A 20,499-nucleotide genomic window follows, 5' to 3' on the forward strand; every position below is an offset into this window, starting at 1 on the left:
TGTTCTTATCGATGTTTTTCAAGAATTAGGCGAGGCTTGCGGGGCATGCAAGCACAGCTTGGACCATCTGCCCCGTGGCGTTGCATGAACGCCATGCAAGCTATTTTCGCCAGTATTCCGGCGAAAGCAATGCCAGCAATGCCAGCGTCTCGATCCGGCCCAGAATCATCGCCCCGGCAAGCACTGCCTTGGTCATGCCGGGCAGCCCGGCCCAGCCCTCCCACGGTGCCCCGGCGATCCCGGCCGAGCCCTGAAAAGTCGGCGTCAGCGGAATCACCCCGGCCAGCGGGCCGGTATTCGTCAACGAGGCCACCGACAGCATGATCGCGCTGTCGAACTCGATCTGCTGCAGCGAAATCAGCAGCACGATCGCCGCCAGCGAACAGGCGAACAGCATGAAGAAGATGAAGGCCAGATAGGCCCCTTCGCGCCGCAGCCGCCGCGCCATCAACCCACCCCCACCCACCGAAGCCGGGTGGACGATCTTTTCCAGCTCGCGTTCGCTATGGCGGGCCAGCGCATAGACCCGCAGCAGCTTGACGCCGCCAGCCGTGGTGGCAACGCCCCCGCCCATCACCGCCAGCCCCGCCAGCATCAGCCCCGGAGAGCTGATCCCCGACCAGTTCCGCGCACCCTGCCATTCGACCGAGTTCCAGCCCGTCGTCGTCAGGTAGCTCAGCCCGTTGAAAATCCCGCCCCAAGCGGCCGAAACCGCGCTGTCGAGCGTATCAAACAAACCCCGCGCGCCCGTCGGCGACACCCCGATCGCCCCGATGAAATGGCGCAGGAACAGCATGGCCGCGACCAGCAGCACCACCCCCGCCGCCAGCCGCAATTCGGGATCGCCCAGCCAACTGTCCGAGGTCTTCAACTCGCCGCCACCCGGCCAGAAACGCCGCGACAATGCCGGGATCAGGAACAGGAAAATGACCATTTCCCCCGCCACGCCACTGGATTGCGCCGCCGGGCCATTGATCGGGCTGATACCGCTGGTCGACAGCGTTCCCATCGCCCGCGTCAGTGCCAGAAAGCCGCTTTCGCCCAGGATCAGCAACAGCGTCCACATCGCCAGCGTCAGCCCGGCATAAACCGGAAATGCCTCGCGAAAGGCGCGCATCGCCCGGCTGGCCGGATCAGCCATTCCCCTCCGCAGGCTGGATTCGGTCATATAAGGCATGACCGCCCCGCCCTGCTTGTCGGAACGCGGCAACCGTTCGAACCGCTCGCTGCGGCCATAGGGCGAGGCGAGGATCTCGAAGCCCCCGACCCGCAGCGGCGCCAGCAAGGCCACGGCGGCGACCAGCATGAACAGCCCGCCCATCCAGCCGACCAGCGAACGCCACAGATGCAGCGGCGCGGGCAACAACTCGGCCGCATAAAGGGTCGCGCCGGTGGTGGTCAGGCAGGAAATCATCTCCCACCAGGCGTTGAAGAAGCCGGTATCGGGCAGGCCCAGCAGGAACGGCACCGCCATCATTGCGGGGAGCAGCGTCAGCGCCCCCAGCATGGTCAGCAGCACGCTGCGCGGTCGCGAGCGTTGCGGATCGCCCGCCGTGGCAATGCCCAGCAGCGCCGACAGGACCAGAAACACCGCGCCGCTGCTCATGAAAGCCGAACCCAGATCGTGCTGGTTCAGCACATGGGCATAGCCGCCGGGCAACAACATCGCCAGCGACACGATCCCCGCCAGGATCACCAGAAGTGGCAGGCGGACCAGAAAACCCATCACGCGGCCTCAGAAGAAGTCGATCGAGACCTGCAACAGGCGCTCGACCTCGGGGACGTCCTTGGCAAGGGCAAAGATGATGATGATATTGCCCTCTTCGATGCGCAGATCGCCGGTGGGCTTGACCACCTTGTCGCCCTTCAGCACCGCGCCCAGAAGCGCGCCTTCGGGAAACTCGATGTCCCGGATCGGACGTCCGGCCATGGGCGAGGTCGACAGCACCTGCGCCTCGATCACCTCGGCCTCGGCATCGCCGATCGAATAGATGTCGCGCACCCGACCATGACGGATATGGCGCAGGATCGTCGACACCGTGCTGGCGCGCGGGTTGATGAAGGCGTCGATATCCAGCGTGTCCATCATCGACATCAGCGTCGGATCATTCACCAGAGATATCGCCAGCTTCGCCCCCGCCTGCTTGGCGCGGACGGCGGCAAGGATATTGGTCTTATCGTCATCGGTGACGGCCAAAACCGCATCGGCGCGCGGCACGGCCGCCTCCTCCAGCAGTTCCGCCGCCAGCCCGTCGCCATTCAGCACGATGGTCCGGTTCAGGGCATCGGCCGCATCCTCGGCGCGGGCGCGGTCACGCTCGATCACCTTGACGCGGACACGCTCGGGACTGGCCTCAAGCGCCTGCGCCACAGCCAGCCCGACATTGCCCGCACCGATGATGACGACGCTTTCCTGCCGGGCCGAGGGCTTGCCAAAGATTTCCAGCGTGCGCGGGACGTCCTGACTAAGGGTAAAGACATAGATCTGGTCGCCCTCGAACAGCTGATCGCCTGGTTCGGGCGCAAACAGCTTGCCGCCCCGCCGCACGCCCGCAACGATGGCGCTGAGACTGGAAAACATCTCGGTCAACTGGCGCAAAGGCGTGTTCAGCACCGGGCTGTCGGGGTCGAGCGAGATCCCCAGCAGATGCAGCCGCCCGTTCAGGAAGGTCTCGGCATCGAAGGTCGAGGGTGCGGACAGACGCTGCAAGGCGGCGCGCGCCACCTCGCGCTCGGGGCTGATCACCACGTCGATCGGCAGGTGATCGGTGCGGTAAAGATCGGAATAGATCGCATCCAGATAGGCACTGGACCGCAACCGCGCGATCTTGCGTGGCACCTGAAAGACCGAATGCGCGACTTGGCAGGTGACCATGTTCACCTCATCCGAATAGGTCGCGGCGATGATCAGGTCGGCATCCCGCGCCCCGGCCCGGTCCAGCACATCGGGATGGCTGGCAAAGCCGGTGACGCCCTGCACATCCAGCGCGTCGGTGGCACGGCGGATCAACTCGGCATTGGTGTCGATGATGGTGACATCATTGCGTTCGCCGGCAAGGTGGCGCGCGATATGCCAGCCGACCTGCCCTGCCCCGCAAATGATTATTTTCATCGCCGCCTCATGGATGTTTACGCCGCACCGGCGATCCTACCCCGCCGGTCCCCTTGCGGATACAGCAAAAAACACCCGTCGCAAATCCCGCGACCCGTGCCGCAGCGCCACGCCTGCCCGCCATGTCGCGATGGGTATTTAAGAAACGAAGAAAGCCACTGGGCGCGTCGCCGCCGATCCCGAACCGGTGAAATTCGGGCGCGAGCCTGCGAACTCTTCGTTTCACAAATACCCATGCTGCGCGTGCCACCCGCGCAGCATGGCAATTCGGGCGTTACTTGCCCATCAGCTCTTCCTCGACCCGGACGCCGCCGACGACACCCAGCGACTTCAATTTGCGATGCAGGGCCGAGCGCTCCATGCCGACGAATTGCGCGGTGCGGCTGATATTGCCGCCGAAGCGGTTGATCTGCGCCAGCAGGTATTCGCGCTCGAACAGCTCGCGCGCCTCGCGCAGCGCCAGGCTGGTGATCTGGGGGCCAAGCGCCAAGGCCTCGCCCGAACCATCCATCGCGCCCTGGCTTTCCAGTTCCGAGGGCTGGATCGGTCCGGTGCCATCGCCAAGGATCAGGACACGTTCGATCACGTTGCGCAATTGCCGGATATTACCGGGCCAGGACATCGATTGCAGGGCGGCCACGGTTTCCTCGGGCAGCCCGCGTTGGGGCAGGCCCTGGGTCGCGTGGAACTGCTCGATGAAATAGCTGGCCAGATGGTGGATATCGTCGCGACGTTCTGCCAGCGAGGGGATGGCAACCGGCACGACGTTCAGGCGGTCGTAAAGCTCCTGCCGGAAGCGACCGGTGGCGATCTCGACCGCCAGATCGCGATTGGTCGAAGAGATCACCCGCAGATCCACGCGCACCTTGTCGGTGCCGCCTGCGCGCTGGAACTGCTGTTCGGTCAGGACGCGCAGGATCTTGGTCTGCGTGCCCAAGGGCATATCGGCGACCTCGTCGAAATAGATCACCCCGCCATGGGCCTGTTCCAGAAGCCCGGTCTCGATGCCGCGTTCGCTGGTTTCGCGCCCGAACAGGACTTCCTCCATGCGGTCGGGCTCGATCGTGGCGCAGGGCACCGCGATGAAGGGAGAACGGCCGCGCGGGCTATGGGCGTGGATGTAGCGCGCGGACATTTCCTTGCCCGCACCCGGTTCGCCCGTCAGCATCACCCGGCCGTTCGACTTCGAGACCTTGTCCAGCTGTTCGCGCAAGCGTCGGAACGCCGCCGAATTGCCCAGCATCTCGGCGGCGCGGGCCTCGCCGCGGCGCAGGGTCGAGTTCTCGCGGCGCAGGCGCGAGGTTTCCATCGCGCGCCGGATCACCACCAGAAGCTGGTCGATGTTGAAGGGCTTTTCGATGAAATCGTAGGCCCCCTGTTTAATCGCGGCGACCGCGATCTCGATATTGCCATGCCCCGAGATGATCACCACGGGCACGTCAGGATTGTTGCGCTTGACCTGCTTGAGGATGTCGATCCCGTCCATCTTGCTGTCCTTCAGCCAGATATCGAGGATCATCAGCGCAGGTTCGGCGACATTGATCTCGGCCACGGCCTGGTCGGAATTGGCGGCCAGTCGTGTCGAGTAACCCTCATCCCGCAGGATGTCCGAGATCAATTCGCGAATGTCTTTTTCGTCGTCAACGATGAGGATGTCGGTCATTTCACGTGGTCCTGCTCTAGTTTCTGGCGCCGCGCCGTCAGGCGCACGGGCTGTCTTTCGCGAGGCAGGCGGATCTGGGCCATCGCGCCGCGCTGTCCCGGCGCGTCGGTCAGGGTCAGTTGTCCGCCGTGTTCCTCGACGATTTTTTTGACGATGGGCAGGCCCAGCCCGGTGCCGCCCTGTTTCATGGTCACGTAGGGTTCGAACAGTCTGGAACGGTCCTCGGGCAGACCGGGGCCGTTGTCGATGATCCGGATCGTCACCGCATCCGGCGCGGTTTTCAGCTCGACCCGCACTTCCGGGGTCCAGCCTTCGGGCGGGGCGGAGCGCAGTTCATCCAGCGCCTCGCCCGCGTTTTTCAGCAGATTGGTAAAGACCTGCCGCATCATGCCCGCATCGGCATCGACGATCACCGGCTCATCCGGGATGTCCGAGACCAGCGCGCCCTGCAACGCATCGCGCTGCATCAACTCGCTGTCGCGCAGCAGCCTTGCGATATCGGTTTCTTTGCGGTCGGGTTCGGGCATGCGGGCGAAGCGCGAGAATTCGTCCACGATCCGGCGCAGGTCGTTGGTCTGGCGGATGATGACTTCGGTATATTGCTCGAGCGCCTCGCGTTCGTCGCCGGCAATGGGGCCGAACTTGCGTTTCAGACGCTCGGCCGACAGCTGGATCGGGGTCAGCGGGTTCTTGATCTCATGCGCGACGCGGCGGGCGACATCGCCCCATGCCGCCATCCGCTGTGCCGAGACCAGATCGGTCACGTCATCCAGCGCGACCACGTAACCTTCCAGCCCGCCCGCCGCACCGCGCCGGATCGCCATGCGCACCAACAGGCTTTCGACGCGGCCCTCGCGGTTCAGGCGGATCTCGTCCTGCACCGATTCATTGACCGACTGGCCCAGCCGGTCGAAAAGCTGCGCAAACTCCGGTACGGCGTCCCATAGCAAGCGGTCATGCGCCAAGTTCGGGTCCAGCCCCAGAAGCCGGGTGGCGGAACGGTTGAAGAAGTCGATCTCTCCGGCCGCATCCAGCCCGATCACGCCCGCCGTGACCGAGGACAGCACAGAATCGAACAACCGGCGCTGGTCGTCGGCAAGACGGTAGCTTTCCACCAGCTCTTCGCGCTGGGTCTTCAGCTGCCGGGTCATCCGGTTGAAGCTTTCGCCCAGGGTCTGGATTTCGTCGCCGGTGTCGGCCTCGGGGATCTGCAGGTCCAGATTGCCCTTGCCGACCTGTTCGGAAGCCTCGGCCAGTCGCCCGATCGGCCGAGAAAGGCGATCGGCGAACCACAGGCCCAGCCACATCGCTGCCGCGACCAGCAACAGCGCAAAACCCAGATAAAGCAGCGAAAATTCCAGCAGCACCCGGCCGCGTTCCTGTTCCAGCCGCTGATATTCGCCGACGCTTTGGCGGGTATCGTCCAGCAGGCCCAGCAGCTTGCCATCGACATCGCGGGTCACATACAGGTAGCGGTCGGCCAAGGGCACCAGCGGCACCAGCGCACGGAATTCGTCATTCTGCCAGTCCTGGATCAGCACCAGCCCCTGACTTTGCGCCTGGTCGAACTGCGTCTGCGAGGGCTGCTCATACCAGAACTGATAGCTGCGCTCGCCCCGCGCGCGGATGGTGCCGCGCCCGTCGATGACATAGGCCTCGCGCAGCCCGCGCTGGATCAGCGCCTGCCCCTGCCCCAGCAGCAGCCGCAATTCGCCATCGTCCAGCATCGGGTTCTGGCGTGCCGCCTGCACCAGCGCCCCGGCCAGCAGCTTGGCGTCGCTGGTCAGATCGCGGCGGTGTTCTTCCTGATAGGCTTCGGCAGCCGACAGTGAACTGGTCACCACCTGCTGCACCCGGTTCGAGAACCAGCCCTCAAGCCCGATATTGACCGTCAGACCAGCAAACAGCGCGACCAGAACCGTTGGCACAAGGGCGATGGTGGCAAAGACGCCGACCAGCCGGAGATGCAGACGCGATCCCACCGCCGACCGCCGCCGCGCCGCGACAATCGCGGTCATGCGGGCAACGACCATGCCGATCAGGACAATCAGGTAGATCAGGTCGGCCAGCAGCACCAGCCGCAGCAGGGTGCTACCCGACTCGACCCCGGCCAATGGCCCCATGACGACAAAGGTCAACCCGGCCAGAAGCGGCCCCAAGACCGCCAGACCCAGCGTTGCCACGTTTCGAACGCGACGCATCCGCCGCAAACGCACGACGCGTTCCCATGTACCCCTGGACAGCGTTCCCGCCAACTCGCCCGCCCTCATGGTTTCGCCACTGTTCCGTGGCGTTCCTGTGGCCGCTGCGAGACTCTCGTACGGCCATCTGTGGCCGTTTTACATCAGCTTGCGGCGTCGTGTCACCTCGATATTCAGGTCAGTCAGCTTCTTGCGCAGGGTATTGCGATTGATGCCAAGCAGATCGGCACATCTCAGCTGATTGCCGCCTGTCGCGTCCAGCGCGATTTCCAGCAAGGGCTTTTCAATTTCCCGGAGAATCCGGTCATATAGGCCGGGCGGAGGCAGCTGGTCGCCATGCAGATCGAAATAACGCTGCAGGTGCATTTCCACCGATTGCGACAGGCGCGCATTCGCCGGCTCAGCCATGGCCGTGACCGGGGCGGCGCTTGGCGCGGTGGCATTGGGCACCGCGACAGGGCGTGGCGGCGCTGCCGCAGTCGTGGCCGCAGTCGCGCCCAAGGTCACTGATTCGGACAGGGCGGCACGGGCCTCGGCCTCGGCGATCTCGGCCCCGGCGGCGGTCAGGGCCAGACGGCGCATCAGGTTTTCCAACTCGCGCACGTTGCCGGGGAAAGGATAGGAACGGATCAGCGCCGTCGCCCCTTCGGACAGGCTGCGCTGCGGCAAGCCCTGTGCCGCGGCGCGGGCCAGCAGGTGACGGGCCAGCGGCGGGATGTCGTCGACGCGCGACCGCAGCGGCGGCACGGTGATCGTCACCCCGGCCAGCCGGTAATACAGGTCTGCCCGCAGCCGTCCGCCCGCGACGTCGGATTGCGGATCGGCCCCGGTGGTAGAGACCAGCCGCGGCATCTGGTTGCGGCCGGGGCCGACCTCCCAAGCCTCGATCAGCCCGATCAACCGGGCCTGCGCGGCGGAGCCAAAGCCCGAAGGATCCTCGATCAGCAGGGTGCCGCCATTGGCGCGCTCGGCGGCGCGGTGGATGGCTTCCTCGGACAGATCGGCCGAGGTCAGCACCGCCAACCCGGCTTCGCGGCGGTCGGACAGGTCGTGGAAGGACCGTGCGATCACGGTCTTGCCGACGCCCGCCTCGCCCGCGATCATCACCGGCAGATCGGCATTCAGCACGCGCGCGACCATGCGGAACAGGTTCTGCATCGCGGGCGCATGACCGATCAGCGGCAAGGTCGGGTCGGTGGTGTTTTCCGGCGAGGGGATGCCGACCGGGGCCGGTTCCGACTTGCGGGCGCGGCGCGACAGCGCCTGCCCGGCCCGCACCATCAGGTCGGGCAGATCGAAGGGCTTGGGCAGGTAGTCAAAGGCCGCCGCCTCGGTCGCGCGGATCGCGGTCACGATGGTGTTCTGGGCCGAGATCACGATCACCGGCAGGTCGGGCCGCGCCTTGCGGATCGCGGGGATCATGTCGATGCCATTGCCGTCGGGCATCATCACATCGGTGATGACCAGATCGCCCCGGCCTTCCTCGACCCAGCGCAGCAGCTGCGCCAGCGAGCCGGTGGCATGGACGCGGCAACCGGCTCGGGTCAACGCCTGGGTCAAAACGGTGCGGATGGTGCGGTCGTCATCTGCGATCAGAACGGTTCCGTCCATGGATTACCTCAGGCTTTGGGAAGTGAAATGCGGAAAATCGTGCGGCCGGGGCGGGATTCGACTGCGATCCATGCGCCGTGGTCGGTAATGATCTTGGAAACCAGCGCCAGCCCAAGGCCGGTGCCGTTCTCGCGCCCCGAGACGAAGGGCTCAAACACCTGATCGGCGATGGCTTCCGGAATGCCGGGGCCGTCATCTTCGATCTCGATCTGCAGGGGCAGGCTGCGGCCATGCGGCTCGGCCTCGGTCGGGGCCATGCGCAAGGTGCCGTCATACGAACTGCGCATGCGAATGGTCCCGGTCTCGCGCCCGGTCCGCTTGATCGCCTCGGCGGCGTTCTTGACCAGATTCAGGCATACCTGCACCAGCTGGTCGTTATCGGCCAGCGCGGGTGGCAGCGACGGGTCGTAATCCGGCACGATCCGCAGTCCCTTGCCAAAGCCCACGGCGGCCGAGCGGCGCACCCGCTCCAGCACGTCATGAATGTTGACCTCGGTCAGTTTCGGGGCCGAGGTGTCGCCAAAGCGTTCCACCTGATCCAGCAATTCGACGATGCGGCGCGATTCCGCCACGATCAGGTCGGCCAGATCGCGATCCTCGGGGGCAAGGTTCATCCCGATCAGCTGCGCCGCACCACGAATGCCGGCCAGCGGGTTCTTGATCTCATGCGCCAGCATCTCGGACATGCCGATGGCCGAGCGCGCGGCCGAGCGCACCGCCCGCCCCTGCCCCAGCCGGGTCGAGCTTTCGCTGGGCGCCATCATGAAGACCACGCCGCCCGCCGGGCTGGGCACGGGACCGGCATAGATGGTGGCAATGCGTTCGACATGGCCACCCAGCCGGTCGCCGATCTCGAACCGCACCGAGGAGCGGTTCAGCGCGTCATGCCCCTCGCGCATCTTGTCGAGGATGTCGGACATCGGCGGCACGATCCGCAGCCGCTTGAGCATGTCCGGGCCTTCAAGGTGATGCCCCAGCGCCGAACGACGCGAGACGTTCAGAAAGGACTCTGCCAGATCGTTCAGCGCGGCGATCCGGCCTTGCGCATCGACGATCACGGCGGGCATCGGCAGCGCCGACCAGTTCGGACCGACATCGGCAGGGATGAAGCCGGGGATCGGCTCATCGTCGGGCACGACCGGGGCGCGGGATTTCATGAAGGATACTCCGAAGGAAGATCGGTCTGCTCGGCCCCGGCAAAGCCCGCGCGGATCGCGGCCAGCGCCGCCTCGGGCGTGGGGGCGCGCAGAAGTTCGGCACGGTTTTCCGCGCCATTGGCCTCGGCATACCAGCCCAGATGCTTGCGGGCGACGCGCAGTCCCAGTTCGGCGCCGTAAAGCGACAGGATGTCGAGGTAATGTTCGCTGATCGCATCGGCCAGCGCCGCGCCCTGCGGGATTACCGGCGCGGGCGTGCCCCATAGCTCATGCGCGATCTGCGCCAGCTTCCACGGCGCGCCCTGCGCCCCGCGCCCGACCATGACCGCATCCGCGCCGGACTGCTCCAGCGCGGCACGGGCGCTGGCCGCGTCCACCACATCGCCATTGGCGACCAGCGGCGGACGGTCGGAAAGGTTCGCGACCTTGCGAATGCGGCTCCAATCGGCGTGGCCGGTATAGAATTGCGCGCGGGTGCGGCCATGCACCGTCAGCATGCGGACGCCCGCCGCGCTGGCGCGGGCGGCAAGTTCAGGGGCGTTGATGCAATCCTCGTCCCAACCCAGCCGCATCTTCAGCGTCACCGGCAGGTCGGGGACCGCGCCCACCACCGCCTCGACCAGTTCCAGCGCATGATCCAGATCGCGCATCAGGGCGGCGCCGGACAGACCGCCCGTCACCTTCTTGGCCGGGCAACCCATGTTGATGTCGATGATCCGCGCGCCCATGCCCGCAACGATCCGGGCGGTTTCGGCCATCGCCCCCGCCTCGCGCCCGGCAATCTGGACGGAAACCGGCAAGGTGCCCTCGGTCATGGCCTTGGCGCGCACCGCCATCCGGGTCGAGGGACGCGGCGTCACCATCTCGGTCGAGGCGACCATCTCGCTGACCATCAGCCCGGCCCCGCCATGGCGCGCGACGGCGCGACGGAAGGGCAGATCGGTGATCCCGGCCATCGGCGCCAGAAAGACCGGCGGGCCAAGTCGCGTATCGCCAAGGATGATGGGTTCGGGCAGACTCATGGGAAACTCGTATGACGGGGCGCGCAGATGCGAAAGAATGGGGCGGTTGCCTTTTCGGCGGGCGGTTCACGCCACGCGAAGTTTGCTCAAGAAACAGGCTTGATGACCGAATATAGGGCAGAGGCGGTTTCGTCAAATGTCGCACTCCTCCCCAAGCTTGGTCGCAGCGCCACTGGAACGATGCCCCTGCCGGGTTTAAGTGTGAGATCCAGTAACAAGGGTATCACGCATGTTCCTGTCGGTCTTCGACATCTTCAAGATCGGGGTCGGCCCGTCCTCGTCGCACACCATGGGGCCGATGGTCGCGGGCGGACGCTTCCTTGAAGCGCTGCGCGCCCAGCCGTTCCGCGCCCATGGCCTGCGCGCCAGCCTGCATGGCAGTCTGGCCTTTACCGGCAAGGGCCATGCGACCGATCGCGCCACCATCCTTGGACTGGCGGGATTTCTTCCCGAAACGCTGGATGCCGAAGCCGCCGAAGCCGCGCTGGCCCTGAACCGCGAAACCCGCGTGCTCTCGCCCGCCGGGCTGGGCGATCTGGCCTTTGATCCCGAACGCGACCTGATCTTCGATTTCGACCGCGCTTTGCCGGGTCATGCCAATGGCATGGTGCTGATGGCCACGGACGCGCAGGGCGACGTGATCTCTCGCGAGGTTTATTACTCGATCGGTGGCGGATTTGTCCTGACCGAGGCCGAATTGGCCGCGAAAGGCGACGATACCCGCAGCGACGATGCGCCGCGCGTGCCATGGCCCTTTGCCACCGCCGCCGAGATGCTGGATATGGCCGAAAAATCAGGCAAATCCATCGCCACCCTCAAGCGCGAGAATGAACGCACCCACCGCAGCGATGCCCAGATTTCAGCCGGAATTGCCCGGATCTGGCAGGTAATGCGCGACTGTATGGATCGCGGCCTTGCCACCGGCGGCACCCTGCCCGGCGGGCTGTCGATCCGCCGCCGCGCCAGCGCGATCCATGACGCGCTGAAGGCTGAGGCCGGGCTGAACATGAAGGCGCCCCATGTCATCAACGACTGGATGTCGATCTATGCCATGGCCGTGAATGAGGAAAACGCCGCCGGTGGGCAAGTCGTCACCGCGCCGACGAATGGCGCGGCGGGCGTCGTCCCGGCAGTGATCCGCTATTGGCTGGACCATGTGCCAGGCGCCTCGGAACGGCAACTGGACGAGTTCATGCTGACCGCATCCGCGATCGGCGGGCTGATCAAGCACAATGCCTCGATCTCGGGGGCGGAATGCGGTTGTCAGGCCGAGGTCGGCTCGGCCAGCGCCATGGCGGCGGCGGGCCTGTGCGCGGTGCTGGGGGGCAGCCCCGAGCAGGTCGAGAACGCCGCCGAAATCGCGCTGGAGCATCATCTGGGCATGACCTGCGATCCGGTGCGCGGGCTGGTGCAGGTGCCCTGCATCGAACGAAACGGTCTGGGCGCGATCAAGGCGGTCTCGGCGGCCAGCCTTGCTCTTCGTGGCGACGGCAAGCATTTCGTGCCGCTCGACGCCGCGATCGAGACCATGCGCCAGACCGGGCAGGACATGAGCGAGAAGTACAAGGAGACCTCTTTGGGCGGTCTGGCCGTCAACGTCCCGAACTGCTGAGGCAAAAAGCGCGCAAAACTTCGCTGAGACCGGGTCGTGAAGGCCCGGTCCGGCGCTGGACGCTTGCCGAAAGCGGGGGGTTCCTGTAGCGATTATGCAAAGCAAAACTCCAAGGAACCGGGACAGAGCAGATGAAATTCCGTTCGGCTTTTGCCGTACTGGCGATGACGGTGGCCGTGACCGCATGTGGCGAGCTGCCTTTCCAGGACAAGACGCCCCCCGCAGAACCCACCGCGCCGACCCCCGCAGCCCCGCCTGCGGTGTCACCGATCGACTCGCCGATCGAAGTCGGAGCCGAGGGCACGCCCCGCGCCACCGCCGAGTCGAGCACGATGGCGACCAAGATGTTCCGCGCCTCGGGTTCGGGTTGGACGGTGACCGCCGCGGGCGAGCGCGCCGTCTATGAACGCCCCGGCGCGAAATCGACCGCCGTGAGCGTGCGCCGCATGTCCTACAACCGTGGCGTCGAATTCATCGGCACGATGAACGGTTCGGTCTTCGCGCTGAACATTCAGGCCGCCGAGTGCAAGACCGGCGAAGGCAGCACGCCCTTTACCGCCAAGCTGCGCGTCGGCACCCAGCGCATGACCGGCTGCGCCACCGCGACCGACACCATGCCCAAGGCGCAGGTGACCGCCTCCGCCGCGAAGCCTAAGCCGAAATCGACCGCGAAGCCCAAGCCCGCCGCGAAACCGGCTGAGCCTGCCGTGACCCCGGCAGCCGCCACCCCGGCCGTGACGACGCCCGCGACCCCCGCCGTGACCGAGACGACCCCGGCGACCACCACCACGCCGACCCCGGCCACGACGACGCCTGCACCGGCCGCGACCCCGGCCCCGGCAGTGACGCCCGCCGCGACGCCCGAACCGGCAGCGACGACCCCGGCGCCTGCCACTGAGCCAGCCGCGCCCGCGTCCGGCAGCACCACTGGCGTTCCTGCGCCCCAGCTGATCCTGCCGCCGACGCCTCCGGCGGCAAGCCAGTAAGTCAGCCTCCGGCCCGTACGATGTCGCATCGTGCGGGCCTTGCCGACCCGCCGCCTTGGGCCAAGCGGGATGACATGTGAGAAGGACCCGCCGATGCGCGCCCATTCGACCCTGACACGCCGCCTGCTGGCCTCGACCGTTCCGGTGGCGCTTCTTCTAGGACTGGGGGCGAACCCCGGCCTGGCCGATCCGATGATCGGCACCAATATCAACGGCTACGGCATTCCCGGTGCCATCGACACCCCCTCCGCCGAGATGCTGCCCGACGCGACGCTGGGCGCGACGCTGAACTATTCCGACCTGTCGCGCAAGAACGCGCTGGTCTTCCAGATCCTGCCGCGCCTGACCGTGGCCCTGCGTTACGCGCGTTTTGACTCGCGACCCAACGGCAACTCGGAAACGCGCGACCATATCTGGGACCGCAGCTTCGACCTGCGCTTCCAGTTCCTTGACGAAGACCCGAACGGCTGGATGCCCGCGATGGCGGTCGGCCTGCAGGACTTCATGGGCACGGGTTTCTACAGCGCCGAATATCTGGTCGCGACCAAGACGATCAACCCGCGCCTGCGCGTCAGCGCCGGTCTGGGCTGGGGGCGTCTGGCGCAGGATGGCGGCCTTGGCAGCCCCTTCGGCGACCGCCCCGGCCCCGATACCGAAGAGGGCGGCAAGCCCAATGTCGATCAGTGGTTCAAGGGCGAGGTCGCGCCCTTCATCAGCGCCACCTGGCAGGCCAACGAAAAGCTGGCTTTGACCGCGGAATATTCCAACGACATCTATGCCTGCGAGACCGGCATCGCCGAGGAATGCCCGCGCGGTGTCTGGCTGAGCGACAAGGATGAGCTGAAGAACAACATCAACCTCAGCGCCAGCTATCAGCTGGGCGAGAACTATCAGGTCACCGGCTACCTGCTGGGCGGGAATCATGTCGGGCTGCAATTCTCGGTCGCGATGAATTCCAGCCAGGCCCCCTATCCTTCGGGGATCGAAAAGGCCCCGGCGCCGGTGCGTCCGCGCGCCGCCCCCTCGGCCGATCCGGATGGCTGGTCGGGCGCATGGTCCGCCGACCCGACGGCGCAGCCCGCGATCCAGAAAGTGCTGAGCGATGCGCTGGACAAAGAAGGCCAGACGCTGGAATCGATGTCGCTTTCGGCCAACCGCGCCGAGGTCCGCATCCGCAACCGCCGCTACATGCAGGGTTCGCAAGCCATCGGCCGCACCGCGCGCCTGATGACGCGTGCACTGCCGCCTTCGGTCGAAACGCTGGTCATCACCACCTCCGAGGACGGGCTGCCGACCAGCTCGGTCACGCTGCGCCGCGCCGATGTCGAGCGTCTGGAAAACAGCGAGGCCAGCCAGATCGCCAATGTCGCGGTGATCTCGGACGCCGATCCGCGTCCGGGCGACCTGACCTATACCGACGGGCTGTTCCCGCGCTTCCGTTGGGCGCTGAAACCCTATCTGTCGACCTCGATCTTCGACCCGGACGAGCCCTTCCGCTATGAGGTCGGCGCCGAGGCCGTGGCGGAATATGAATTCGTTCCGGGCCTTGTTCTGGCCGGCACGGTCCGCCAGCGCGTGCTGGGCACGACCAAGCAGGAAGCCCCCGGCAACCTGACGGTCGAAGAATACGAAGACATGGACACCGATTACGACGAAAACGGTGTGCCGCGCGTCCGCTCGGACAGCCGGATGTATGCGGGAAATTCCAGCCCGACCATCCCGCGCCTGACCCTGAGCTGGTATGCCAAGCCCACCGAGACGGTCTATACCCGTGTGACCACCGGCCTGATCGAACGCGCCTATGGCGGCGTCTCGACCGAGGTGCTGTGGTGGCCGACCAATTCGAACCTGGCGATCGGGGCCGAACTGAACCGCGTCAAGAAGCGTGACTTCCGCGATGTCTTCGGCTTCCGCGACTACGAGGTCACTACCGGCCACCTGTCGGCCTATTACACCTTCGGCTATGGCATTCGCGGGCAGTTGGACGTGGGCCAGTACCTGGCCGGCGACAAGGGCGCGACGATCACCGTCGAGCGTGAGTTCGCCAATGGGTGGCGCGTCGGCGCCTGGGCCAGCAAGACCGACCTGAGCGACGAGGAATTCGGCGAAGGCTCGTTCGACAAGGGCGTCAGCATCTCGATCCCGCTGGGCTGGGGCACGGGCGAACCCTCGCTGCGTCGCGTCGGCGGCGACATCCGCTCGCTCTCGCGCGATGGCGGCAGCAAACTGCGCGTCGAAGAGCGGCTTTACGACAAGGTCCGCGACAGCCAGGCCGGCAAACTCTATCAAGGTTGGGGGAGGTTCTGGCGATGACCGGGACGAAGATGCGCTTCATGCTGGGAGGCGCCCTGATCGCCATGCTCGGCGCCTGCGGCAATGTCGACAGCGAGGAGGGCTCGATCCCCGGTCTGCTGGCCGAAGCAGCGCGGCAGAGCGTGGCCCAGCGGGGTCGCGCCGAAGCCGAGGTCGTCGCCAAGGCCGATCCCGGCCAGATGGCCGCCACGGCGCTACGCGTCAACAAGGGGCCGCTGATCATGGTCGGGCTGGAACGTGCAGGCACCACCCAGGTTCTGGCCATGACCGGCGAGAATGCAGGCCAGCGCACCTACATGACCGAGAACGAGCAGGCCCTGATCCTGCGCGACGGCATGCTGGCGGGCACACGTGGCCTTGGCCACGACCTGTCGGTCGCCGAGATGGCGCAATCCTCGGCGCTGATCCGCTCGGGGCGCAGCGGGCAGGCCAACCGGACCATGCGCTACTGGACCGGAGACGGGCTGGAGCGGCCGCTGAAGCTGGAATGCAGCATCGGGCCGGGACCGAAACCCGGTGTGATGATCGAGGACTGCAAGAACGGCCCGCTGGAGATCCAGAACAGCTACATCTCGCAGGGCGGACGGGTCACCGTTTCGCGCCAGTGGATCGGGCCGGATCTGGGCTATGCGACTATTCAGGAATTGCGCCCCTGAGGCTTTGCAAATCGGAAAAAGAAAGGCCCGCGGCGACGCGGGCTTTTTTATTGGCCGGTGAATGCGCGGCTGAATCGCGTGGCGGGGTATTTATAAAACGAAGAAACCGCAACTCGCGCGAGGTAGAAATATAATGATGCCGAAAATGAAATGGGCTGACCCGGAGGCCAGCCCATAAACCAAACTTCCTTGCGGAAGATTAGTTGGTGTCGTCGTCGTCGTCGTCGTCCGAAGCGACAGCGGCGATAACGCCGAGCAGCAGCAGAGCCGGAACAACGAGGCCAGCGTTCGACGACGCGGGCTTCTCGTCAACAACAACCGGCTCAACGTCGACGACGGGGGCGACGTAGCCACCGGCGAGAGCGGACGATGCCGTCAGGCCCAGGGCCAGGGCGAAGGTAGCAATTTTGGTCATGATCATGCTCCGTTCAAGTACTTTGAAAGCTGCCGTTATCCAGCAACATCGGTGCAACAGTCGCATAAAGCCAATGGCTTGGAAAGTGATCTCGAAAGGCCGCAATCCGGGCTGAATTCGACTGTTGCATAATAGCCAACACATTTCTGGTCAGGCGGCAAGCTGCCTGTGAGCTGGCCGGTTCCCGCGCATGCGAGAACGGCGACATTTGATCATTCTTTGCCGTAAAATACTAGAGACAAAGCATAAAACGCTGCGGAAATAACCACGATCGAGGCCCCAGCCGGGGTATCAAAGGTCAGGCTGCCCCAAAGGCCGCAAATCACTGCTAACGCACCGATCAAGGTGGCGGAACCAGCCATCTGCTCGGGCGTTCTTGAGAATCCCCGTGCTGCCGCCGCCGGGATGATCAGCAAAGCGGAAATCAGCAGCGCGCCGACGATCCGAATCGCAATGGCCACCACAATTGCCAGCGCCAGCGACAGGATAAGCCTTTCGCGCTCGGGACTTATCCCCGAGGCCAGCGCCAATTCCTCATTGACCGAGGCGGTGACAACCCTTTGCCAACGCCAGATCAACAGGCCAAGAACCAGAATGGCCCCGCTCCAGATCCAGATAAGATCGGCGCGGCTGACGGCAAGAATATCTCCGAACAGGTAGCTTTCCAGATTCACGCGCAGTGACGGCACGAAACTGACCGCGACCAGGCCCGCGGCCAGCGCCGAATGCGAGATCACCCCCAGAACGGTATCGACCCCCTGCCCCCTTGCGCTCAGCCAGGCCACCGCCAGCGCCATCGCCACCGCGACCGCCAAGGTGCCCAGATAGAAGGGCAGCGCGAAGGCAAAGCTTAAGGCCACGCCCAGAATCGCCGCATGCGCCGTCGAGTCCCCGAAATAGGCCATGCGCCGCCAGACCACGATGGAGCCCAGCGTCCCCGTCGCCAGCACAAGGCCCAGCCCCGCCAGCAGCGCGCGGATCATGAAATCGTCAAGCATGGATCAGCCTTTGGAATGGTCGTGTGCGCAGCCGGGTCCATGCACATGGTCATGGTCGTGGCCGGGTTCGACATGGTCGTGGTCATGGTCGTGATGATGGCGATAAAGCGCCAGCGTCCCCTGCGATTCGGCACCGAACAGCGCGCGATAGGCCGGGGCCGCGCTGACCGCCTGCGGCGTGCCCTGACAGCAGACATGACCGTTCAGGCACACCACCCGGTCCGAGGCCCGCATCACCACCAGCAGATCATGGCTGACCATCAGAACGGCGGCACCCGTCTCGGCGCGGACCTCCTCGATCAGCTTGTAGAAGGCGACGATGCCGGGCTGATCCAGCCCCTGCGTTGGTTCATCCAGCACCAGCAGCTGCGGCGCATTCAGCAACGCCCGCGCCAACAGCACGCGCTGGAACTGCCCGCCCGAGAGCGACACGATCTGGCGCTTTTCCAGTCCCGGCACCCCGGTCCGCTCCAATACCTGCGCCGCCTGCGCATCTCCGACGCGCTGCGGCAGCGAAAGAAAGCGCCGCACGGTCATCGGCATGGCCCGCTCGATATGGACGCGCTGCGGGACATAGCCGATGCGCAGCCCGGACAGCCGATCGACCCGGCCCGAGGACAGCGCCACCTGCCCCAGCAACGCCCGAACCAGCGTCGATTTGCCCGAACCGTTGGGGCCGACGACCGTGACGATCTCGGCCGGGTCGATATGCATGTCGATCTGCGAGATTACCGGGCGATCTGCGCCGGGATGATTGACCGACAGGTTCTGAGCGCGGATCAGCGCGCTCATGCCTTGGCCTTTTCGGCGGCGTCGGCGGCGGCGCAACGCCCGCACAGGCCGAGGATCTCGACCGTGCTGCGTTCGATGGTGAAGTCATGCGCGGCGGCCAGCGCCAGCATGGCGGCGCGCAGTTCCGGAGTCTCGGCCTCGGCCACCTGTTCGCACCCGCGGCAGATCAGGAAGGCCGGGGCATGGTCACGCTGGTTCGACAGGCAGGCGGCATAGGCATTCAAGCGGCGCACGCGATGCGCCAAACCTTGTTCGACCAGAAAATCCAGCGCGCGATAGGCGACTGGAGGCTGCTTACCAAAACCCTCGGCCGCCAAGCGCTCCAGCACCTCATAGGCCCCCATAGCGCGATGCGATTCCAGCAGGATTTCCAGCACCCGGCGGCGGACCGGAGTCAGGCGGACGCCCTCTTCCTGCGCCTGATCCTCGGCCCGGCGCAGCACGCTTTCGGCGCAATGGGTATGGTCATGGGCGTGGAACGGGTCCTGCGGCGATTTCGGATGGGTGTGCTGGCTCATCTGTTATAATATCACAATTCACTTGACGCGTTACGATATAACATAAATAAAAGCGCCGATTTCGCAAGAGAGAGCCCAAGAATGACCCGCAAGAACTCCCTTCGCCTGTCGCTGCTTGCCTCGGGCGCGGCGCTGCTGATGTCGTTGCCCGCCCGCGCCGAGGTGCCGACCGTCGTCACCGACATTCCCGCCGTCGGGGCGTTGGTGCAGCAGGTGCTGGGCGATCTGGGTCAGCCCGAGGTGCTGCTGGGCAATGGCGGCGATCCGCATAACTACCAGCTTCGTCCCAGCCAGGCCCGCAATCTGCAATCCGCCGGGCTGCTGGTCTGGATCGGGCCGGAACTCAGCCCGTGGCTGTCGCGACCGGTCGAGGGCTTGGACGCAGCGGTTTCGATGCCGCTGCTGCAGGTGTCGGGGACGAAGCTGCGGGAATATGGCGCGGCCGAGGCACACGACCACGACCACGACCACGACCACGACCACGACCACGACCACGACCACGACCACGACCATTCGGGGGACGAGGCCGGTCACGAAGGCCATGACCATTCCGGCACCGATCCGCATGCCTGGCTGGACCCGGCGAACGGTCAGCTTTGGCTTTCCGCCATTGCCGAGGCGCTGTCCACGCGCGATCCCGAAAACGCCGCGACCTACCGCGCCAATGCCGAGGCCGGGGTTGCTGCAATCGGCGCGCTTGACGCTCAGTTGGCTCAGGCGCTGACCCCGGTCAAAAGTCAGAAATTCGTCGTCTTTCACGATGCCTATGGCTATTTCACCGCGCATTACGGGCTGGAGCCCGGCATTGCCGTCAGCCTTGGCGATGCCTCGGCACCCTCGGCGGCACGGTTGAAGGACATCCGCCAGCAGATCGCGTCCGAGCAAGCCGTCTGCGCCTTCCCCGAGGCGAACCACGATCCGAAACTGCTGCAGGTGGCGATCGAAGGCACCAGCACGCGTCTGGGCGCGCCGCTGGACCCCGAGGGGACCAAGCTGGAACTGGGCGCGGGCCTTTATGGCGGGATACTGCAGAGCCTCGGAACCGCGCTGGCCGATTGCCTGTCGGGAAAATGAGGCATCCGGGGCACGAAATCTGCGGTAAGGAAAATACCCGACTATTTTCCTTTGACATGCCCGAGCAATTTTGTCAGGTTGCATCCACCGCGACCGCTCAACGAGGATCTGGACATGACTGCGACCCGCCCCGCCGAATTCACGCGCCCCGGTGTGACCGCACTGCAGCGCCTGCCCCAATATGACGCCGAAGCCCTGACCGCCGGTGGAAACCAGGCGCTGATCGTTCTGGGCGATCAGGTCTACAACCTGCGCATCACCCGCGCCGGCAAGCTGATCCTGACGAAGTAAGATCGCGGTCGGGTTCGTCCCGACCAACCGGATTCAAAAAGGGCGCGGTTGAACCGCGCCCTTTTGTCGTTCCATTGC

At 65.5% G+C, this 20,499-nt stretch carries 17 protein-coding genes; 6 read left to right on the plus strand and 11 right to left on the minus strand.

Translation table 11 applies throughout. The features are described 5' to 3' along the window. Positions 1–100: 100 nt before the first annotated feature. From IB235_RS02130 to dusB, 7 genes are all read right to left on the minus strand, one after another. Positions 101–1,726: a TrkH family potassium uptake protein gene (locus tag IB235_RS02130; RefSeq protein ID WP_192335256.1), complete on the minus strand. Its 1,626-nt coding sequence runs from the start codon at positions 1,724–1,726 to the stop codon at positions 101–103. A gap of 9 nt (positions 1,727–1,735) precedes the next feature. Beyond that, entirely contained in the window at positions 1,736–3,112 is a 1,377-nt protein-coding gene (gene trkA, locus IB235_RS02135; RefSeq protein ID WP_155037960.1) for a Trk system potassium transporter TrkA, read from the minus strand. Positions 3,113–3,386: 274 nt separating this feature from the next. Next, positions 3,387–4,775: a sigma-54 dependent transcriptional regulator gene (locus IB235_RS02140; RefSeq protein WP_155037961.1), complete on the minus strand. Its 1,389-nt coding sequence runs from the start codon at positions 4,773–4,775 to the stop codon at positions 3,387–3,389. Next, positions 4,772–6,976 (minus strand): PAS domain-containing sensor histidine kinase, encoded by a 2,205-nt coding sequence (locus IB235_RS02145; RefSeq protein WP_225612020.1) that lies wholly within the window; start codon positions 6,974–6,976, stop codon positions 4,772–4,774. Before IB235_RS02145 ends, IB235_RS02140 begins: the two co-directional genes overlap by 4 nt. A gap of 138 nt (positions 6,977–7,114) precedes the next feature. Then, positions 7,115–8,587 (minus strand): response regulator, encoded by a 1,473-nt coding sequence (locus IB235_RS02150; RefSeq protein ID WP_192335259.1) that lies wholly within the window; start codon positions 8,585–8,587, stop codon positions 7,115–7,117. An 8-nt stretch (positions 8,588–8,595) separates the two neighbouring features. Next, the gene (locus tag IB235_RS02155; protein ID WP_155037964.1) at positions 8,596–9,744 is read right to left on the minus strand and encodes a nitrogen regulation protein NR(II); all 1,149 of its coding nucleotides are present in this window, start codon (positions 9,742–9,744) and stop codon (positions 8,596–8,598) included. Continuing rightward, entirely contained in the window at positions 9,741–10,766 is a 1,026-nt protein-coding gene (gene dusB / locus IB235_RS02160) for a tRNA dihydrouridine synthase DusB (RefSeq protein WP_192335262.1), read from the minus strand. The genes IB235_RS02155 and dusB overlap by 4 nt, the downstream gene beginning before the upstream one ends. 229 nt (positions 10,767–10,995) lie before the next feature. Here dusB and IB235_RS02165 point away from each other — a divergent pair, with 229 nt between their 5' ends. The 4 genes from IB235_RS02165 to IB235_RS02180 all read left to right on the plus strand — a co-directional run bounded on the left by IB235_RS02165 (position 10,996) and on the right by IB235_RS02180 (position 16,333). Then, complete coding sequence (locus IB235_RS02165) at positions 10,996–12,378, plus strand: L-serine ammonia-lyase (protein ID WP_192335265.1); 1,383 nt, start codon at positions 10,996–10,998, stop codon at positions 12,376–12,378. A gap of 131 nt (positions 12,379–12,509) precedes the next feature. Next, a complete protein-coding gene (locus tag IB235_RS02170) occupies positions 12,510–13,364 on the plus strand; it encodes a hypothetical protein (RefSeq protein WP_192335268.1) in 855 nt (284 codons plus the stop codon). A 93-nt stretch (positions 13,365–13,457) separates the two neighbouring features. Then, positions 13,458–15,677: a YjbH domain-containing protein gene (locus IB235_RS02175; RefSeq protein ID WP_192335270.1), complete on the plus strand. Its 2,220-nt coding sequence runs from the start codon at positions 13,458–13,460 to the stop codon at positions 15,675–15,677. Then, a complete protein-coding gene (locus IB235_RS02180; RefSeq protein WP_192335272.1) occupies positions 15,674–16,333 on the plus strand; it encodes a YjbF family lipoprotein in 660 nt (219 codons plus the stop codon). Before IB235_RS02175 ends, IB235_RS02180 begins: the two co-directional genes overlap by 4 nt. A 199-nt stretch (positions 16,334–16,532) precedes the next feature. Here IB235_RS02180 and IB235_RS02185 read toward each other — a convergent pair whose 3' ends face one another. The 4 genes from IB235_RS02185 to IB235_RS02200 all read right to left on the minus strand — a co-directional run bounded on the left by IB235_RS02185 (position 16,533) and on the right by IB235_RS02200 (position 19,056). Next, positions 16,533–16,748: a hypothetical protein gene (locus IB235_RS02185; protein WP_370576806.1), complete on the minus strand. Its 216-nt coding sequence runs from the start codon at positions 16,746–16,748 to the stop codon at positions 16,533–16,535. Positions 16,749–16,960: 212 nt separating this feature from the next. Continuing rightward, entirely contained in the window at positions 16,961–17,746 is a 786-nt protein-coding gene (locus tag IB235_RS02190) for an iron chelate uptake ABC transporter family permease subunit (RefSeq protein WP_192335274.1), read from the minus strand. 3 nt (positions 17,747–17,749) lie between these two features. Continuing rightward, a complete protein-coding gene (locus IB235_RS02195; RefSeq protein ID WP_192335276.1) occupies positions 17,750–18,538 on the minus strand; it encodes a metal ABC transporter ATP-binding protein in 789 nt (262 codons plus the stop codon). Beyond that, positions 18,535–19,056 (minus strand): Fur family transcriptional regulator, encoded by a 522-nt coding sequence (locus IB235_RS02200; RefSeq protein ID WP_192335278.1) that lies wholly within the window; start codon positions 19,054–19,056, stop codon positions 18,535–18,537. Before IB235_RS02200 ends, IB235_RS02195 begins: the two co-directional genes overlap by 4 nt. Positions 19,057–19,137: 81 nt before the next feature. Between IB235_RS02200 and IB235_RS02205 the strand changes: the two genes are divergently transcribed. Together IB235_RS02205 and hemP are read left to right on the plus strand one after the other, a co-directional pair. Continuing rightward, positions 19,138–20,130 (plus strand): zinc ABC transporter substrate-binding protein, encoded by a 993-nt coding sequence (locus IB235_RS02205; RefSeq protein ID WP_192335280.1) that lies wholly within the window; start codon positions 19,138–19,140, stop codon positions 20,128–20,130. A gap of 114 nt (positions 20,131–20,244) precedes the next feature. After that, positions 20,245–20,421, plus strand: a complete 177-nt coding sequence (gene hemP, locus IB235_RS02210) for a hemin uptake protein HemP (protein ID WP_155037975.1) — start codon at positions 20,245–20,247, stop codon at positions 20,419–20,421. The last annotated feature ends 78 nt before the right edge of the window (positions 20,422–20,499 follow it).

The organism is Paracoccus sp. PAR01, from assembly GCF_014851995.1.
GTDB lineage: Bacteria > Pseudomonadota > Alphaproteobacteria > Rhodobacterales > Rhodobacteraceae > Paracoccus > Paracoccus litorisediminis.

Bases quoted from the DNA above. Each gene is read 5' to 3' on its own strand.
- IB235_RS02130 (WP_192335256.1), bottom strand. From the start codon at position 1,726: ATGGGTTTTCTGGTCCGCCTGCCACTTCTGGTGATCCTGGCGGGGATC.
- trkA (WP_155037960.1), bottom strand. From the start codon at position 3,112: ATGAAAATAATCATTTGCGGGGCAGGGCAGGTCGGCTGGCATATCGCG.
- IB235_RS02140 (WP_155037961.1), bottom strand. From the start codon at position 4,775: ATGACCGACATCCTCATCGTTGACGACGAAAAAGACATTCGCGAATTG.
- IB235_RS02145 (WP_225612020.1), bottom strand. From the start codon at position 6,976: ATGCGTCGCGTTCGAAACGTGGCAACGCTGGGTCTGGCGGTCTTGGGG.
- IB235_RS02150 (WP_192335259.1), bottom strand. From the start codon at position 8,587: ATGGACGGAACCGTTCTGATCGCAGATGACGACCGCACCATCCGCACC.
- IB235_RS02155 (WP_155037964.1), bottom strand. From the start codon at position 9,744: ATGAAATCCCGCGCCCCGGTCGTGCCCGACGATGAGCCGATCCCCGGC.
- dusB (WP_192335262.1), bottom strand. From the start codon at position 10,766: ATGAGTCTGCCCGAACCCATCATCCTTGGCGATACGCGACTTGGCCCG.
- IB235_RS02165 (WP_192335265.1), top strand. From the start codon at position 10,996: ATGTTCCTGTCGGTCTTCGACATCTTCAAGATCGGGGTCGGCCCGTCC.
- IB235_RS02170 (WP_192335268.1), top strand. From the start codon at position 12,510: ATGAAATTCCGTTCGGCTTTTGCCGTACTGGCGATGACGGTGGCCGTG.
- IB235_RS02175 (WP_192335270.1), top strand. From the start codon at position 13,458: ATGCGCGCCCATTCGACCCTGACACGCCGCCTGCTGGCCTCGACCGTT.
- IB235_RS02180 (WP_192335272.1), top strand. From the start codon at position 15,674: ATGACCGGGACGAAGATGCGCTTCATGCTGGGAGGCGCCCTGATCGCC.
- IB235_RS02185 (WP_370576806.1), bottom strand. From the start codon at position 16,748: ATGACCAAAATTGCTACCTTCGCCCTGGCCCTGGGCCTGACGGCATCG.
- IB235_RS02190 (WP_192335274.1), bottom strand. From the start codon at position 17,746: ATGCTTGACGATTTCATGATCCGCGCGCTGCTGGCGGGGCTGGGCCTT.
- IB235_RS02195 (WP_192335276.1), bottom strand. From the start codon at position 18,538: ATGAGCGCGCTGATCCGCGCTCAGAACCTGTCGGTCAATCATCCCGGC.
- IB235_RS02200 (WP_192335278.1), bottom strand. From the start codon at position 19,056: ATGAGCCAGCACACCCATCCGAAATCGCCGCAGGACCCGTTCCACGCC.
- IB235_RS02205 (WP_192335280.1), top strand. From the start codon at position 19,138: ATGACCCGCAAGAACTCCCTTCGCCTGTCGCTGCTTGCCTCGGGCGCG.
- hemP (WP_155037975.1), top strand. From the start codon at position 20,245: ATGACTGCGACCCGCCCCGCCGAATTCACGCGCCCCGGTGTGACCGCA.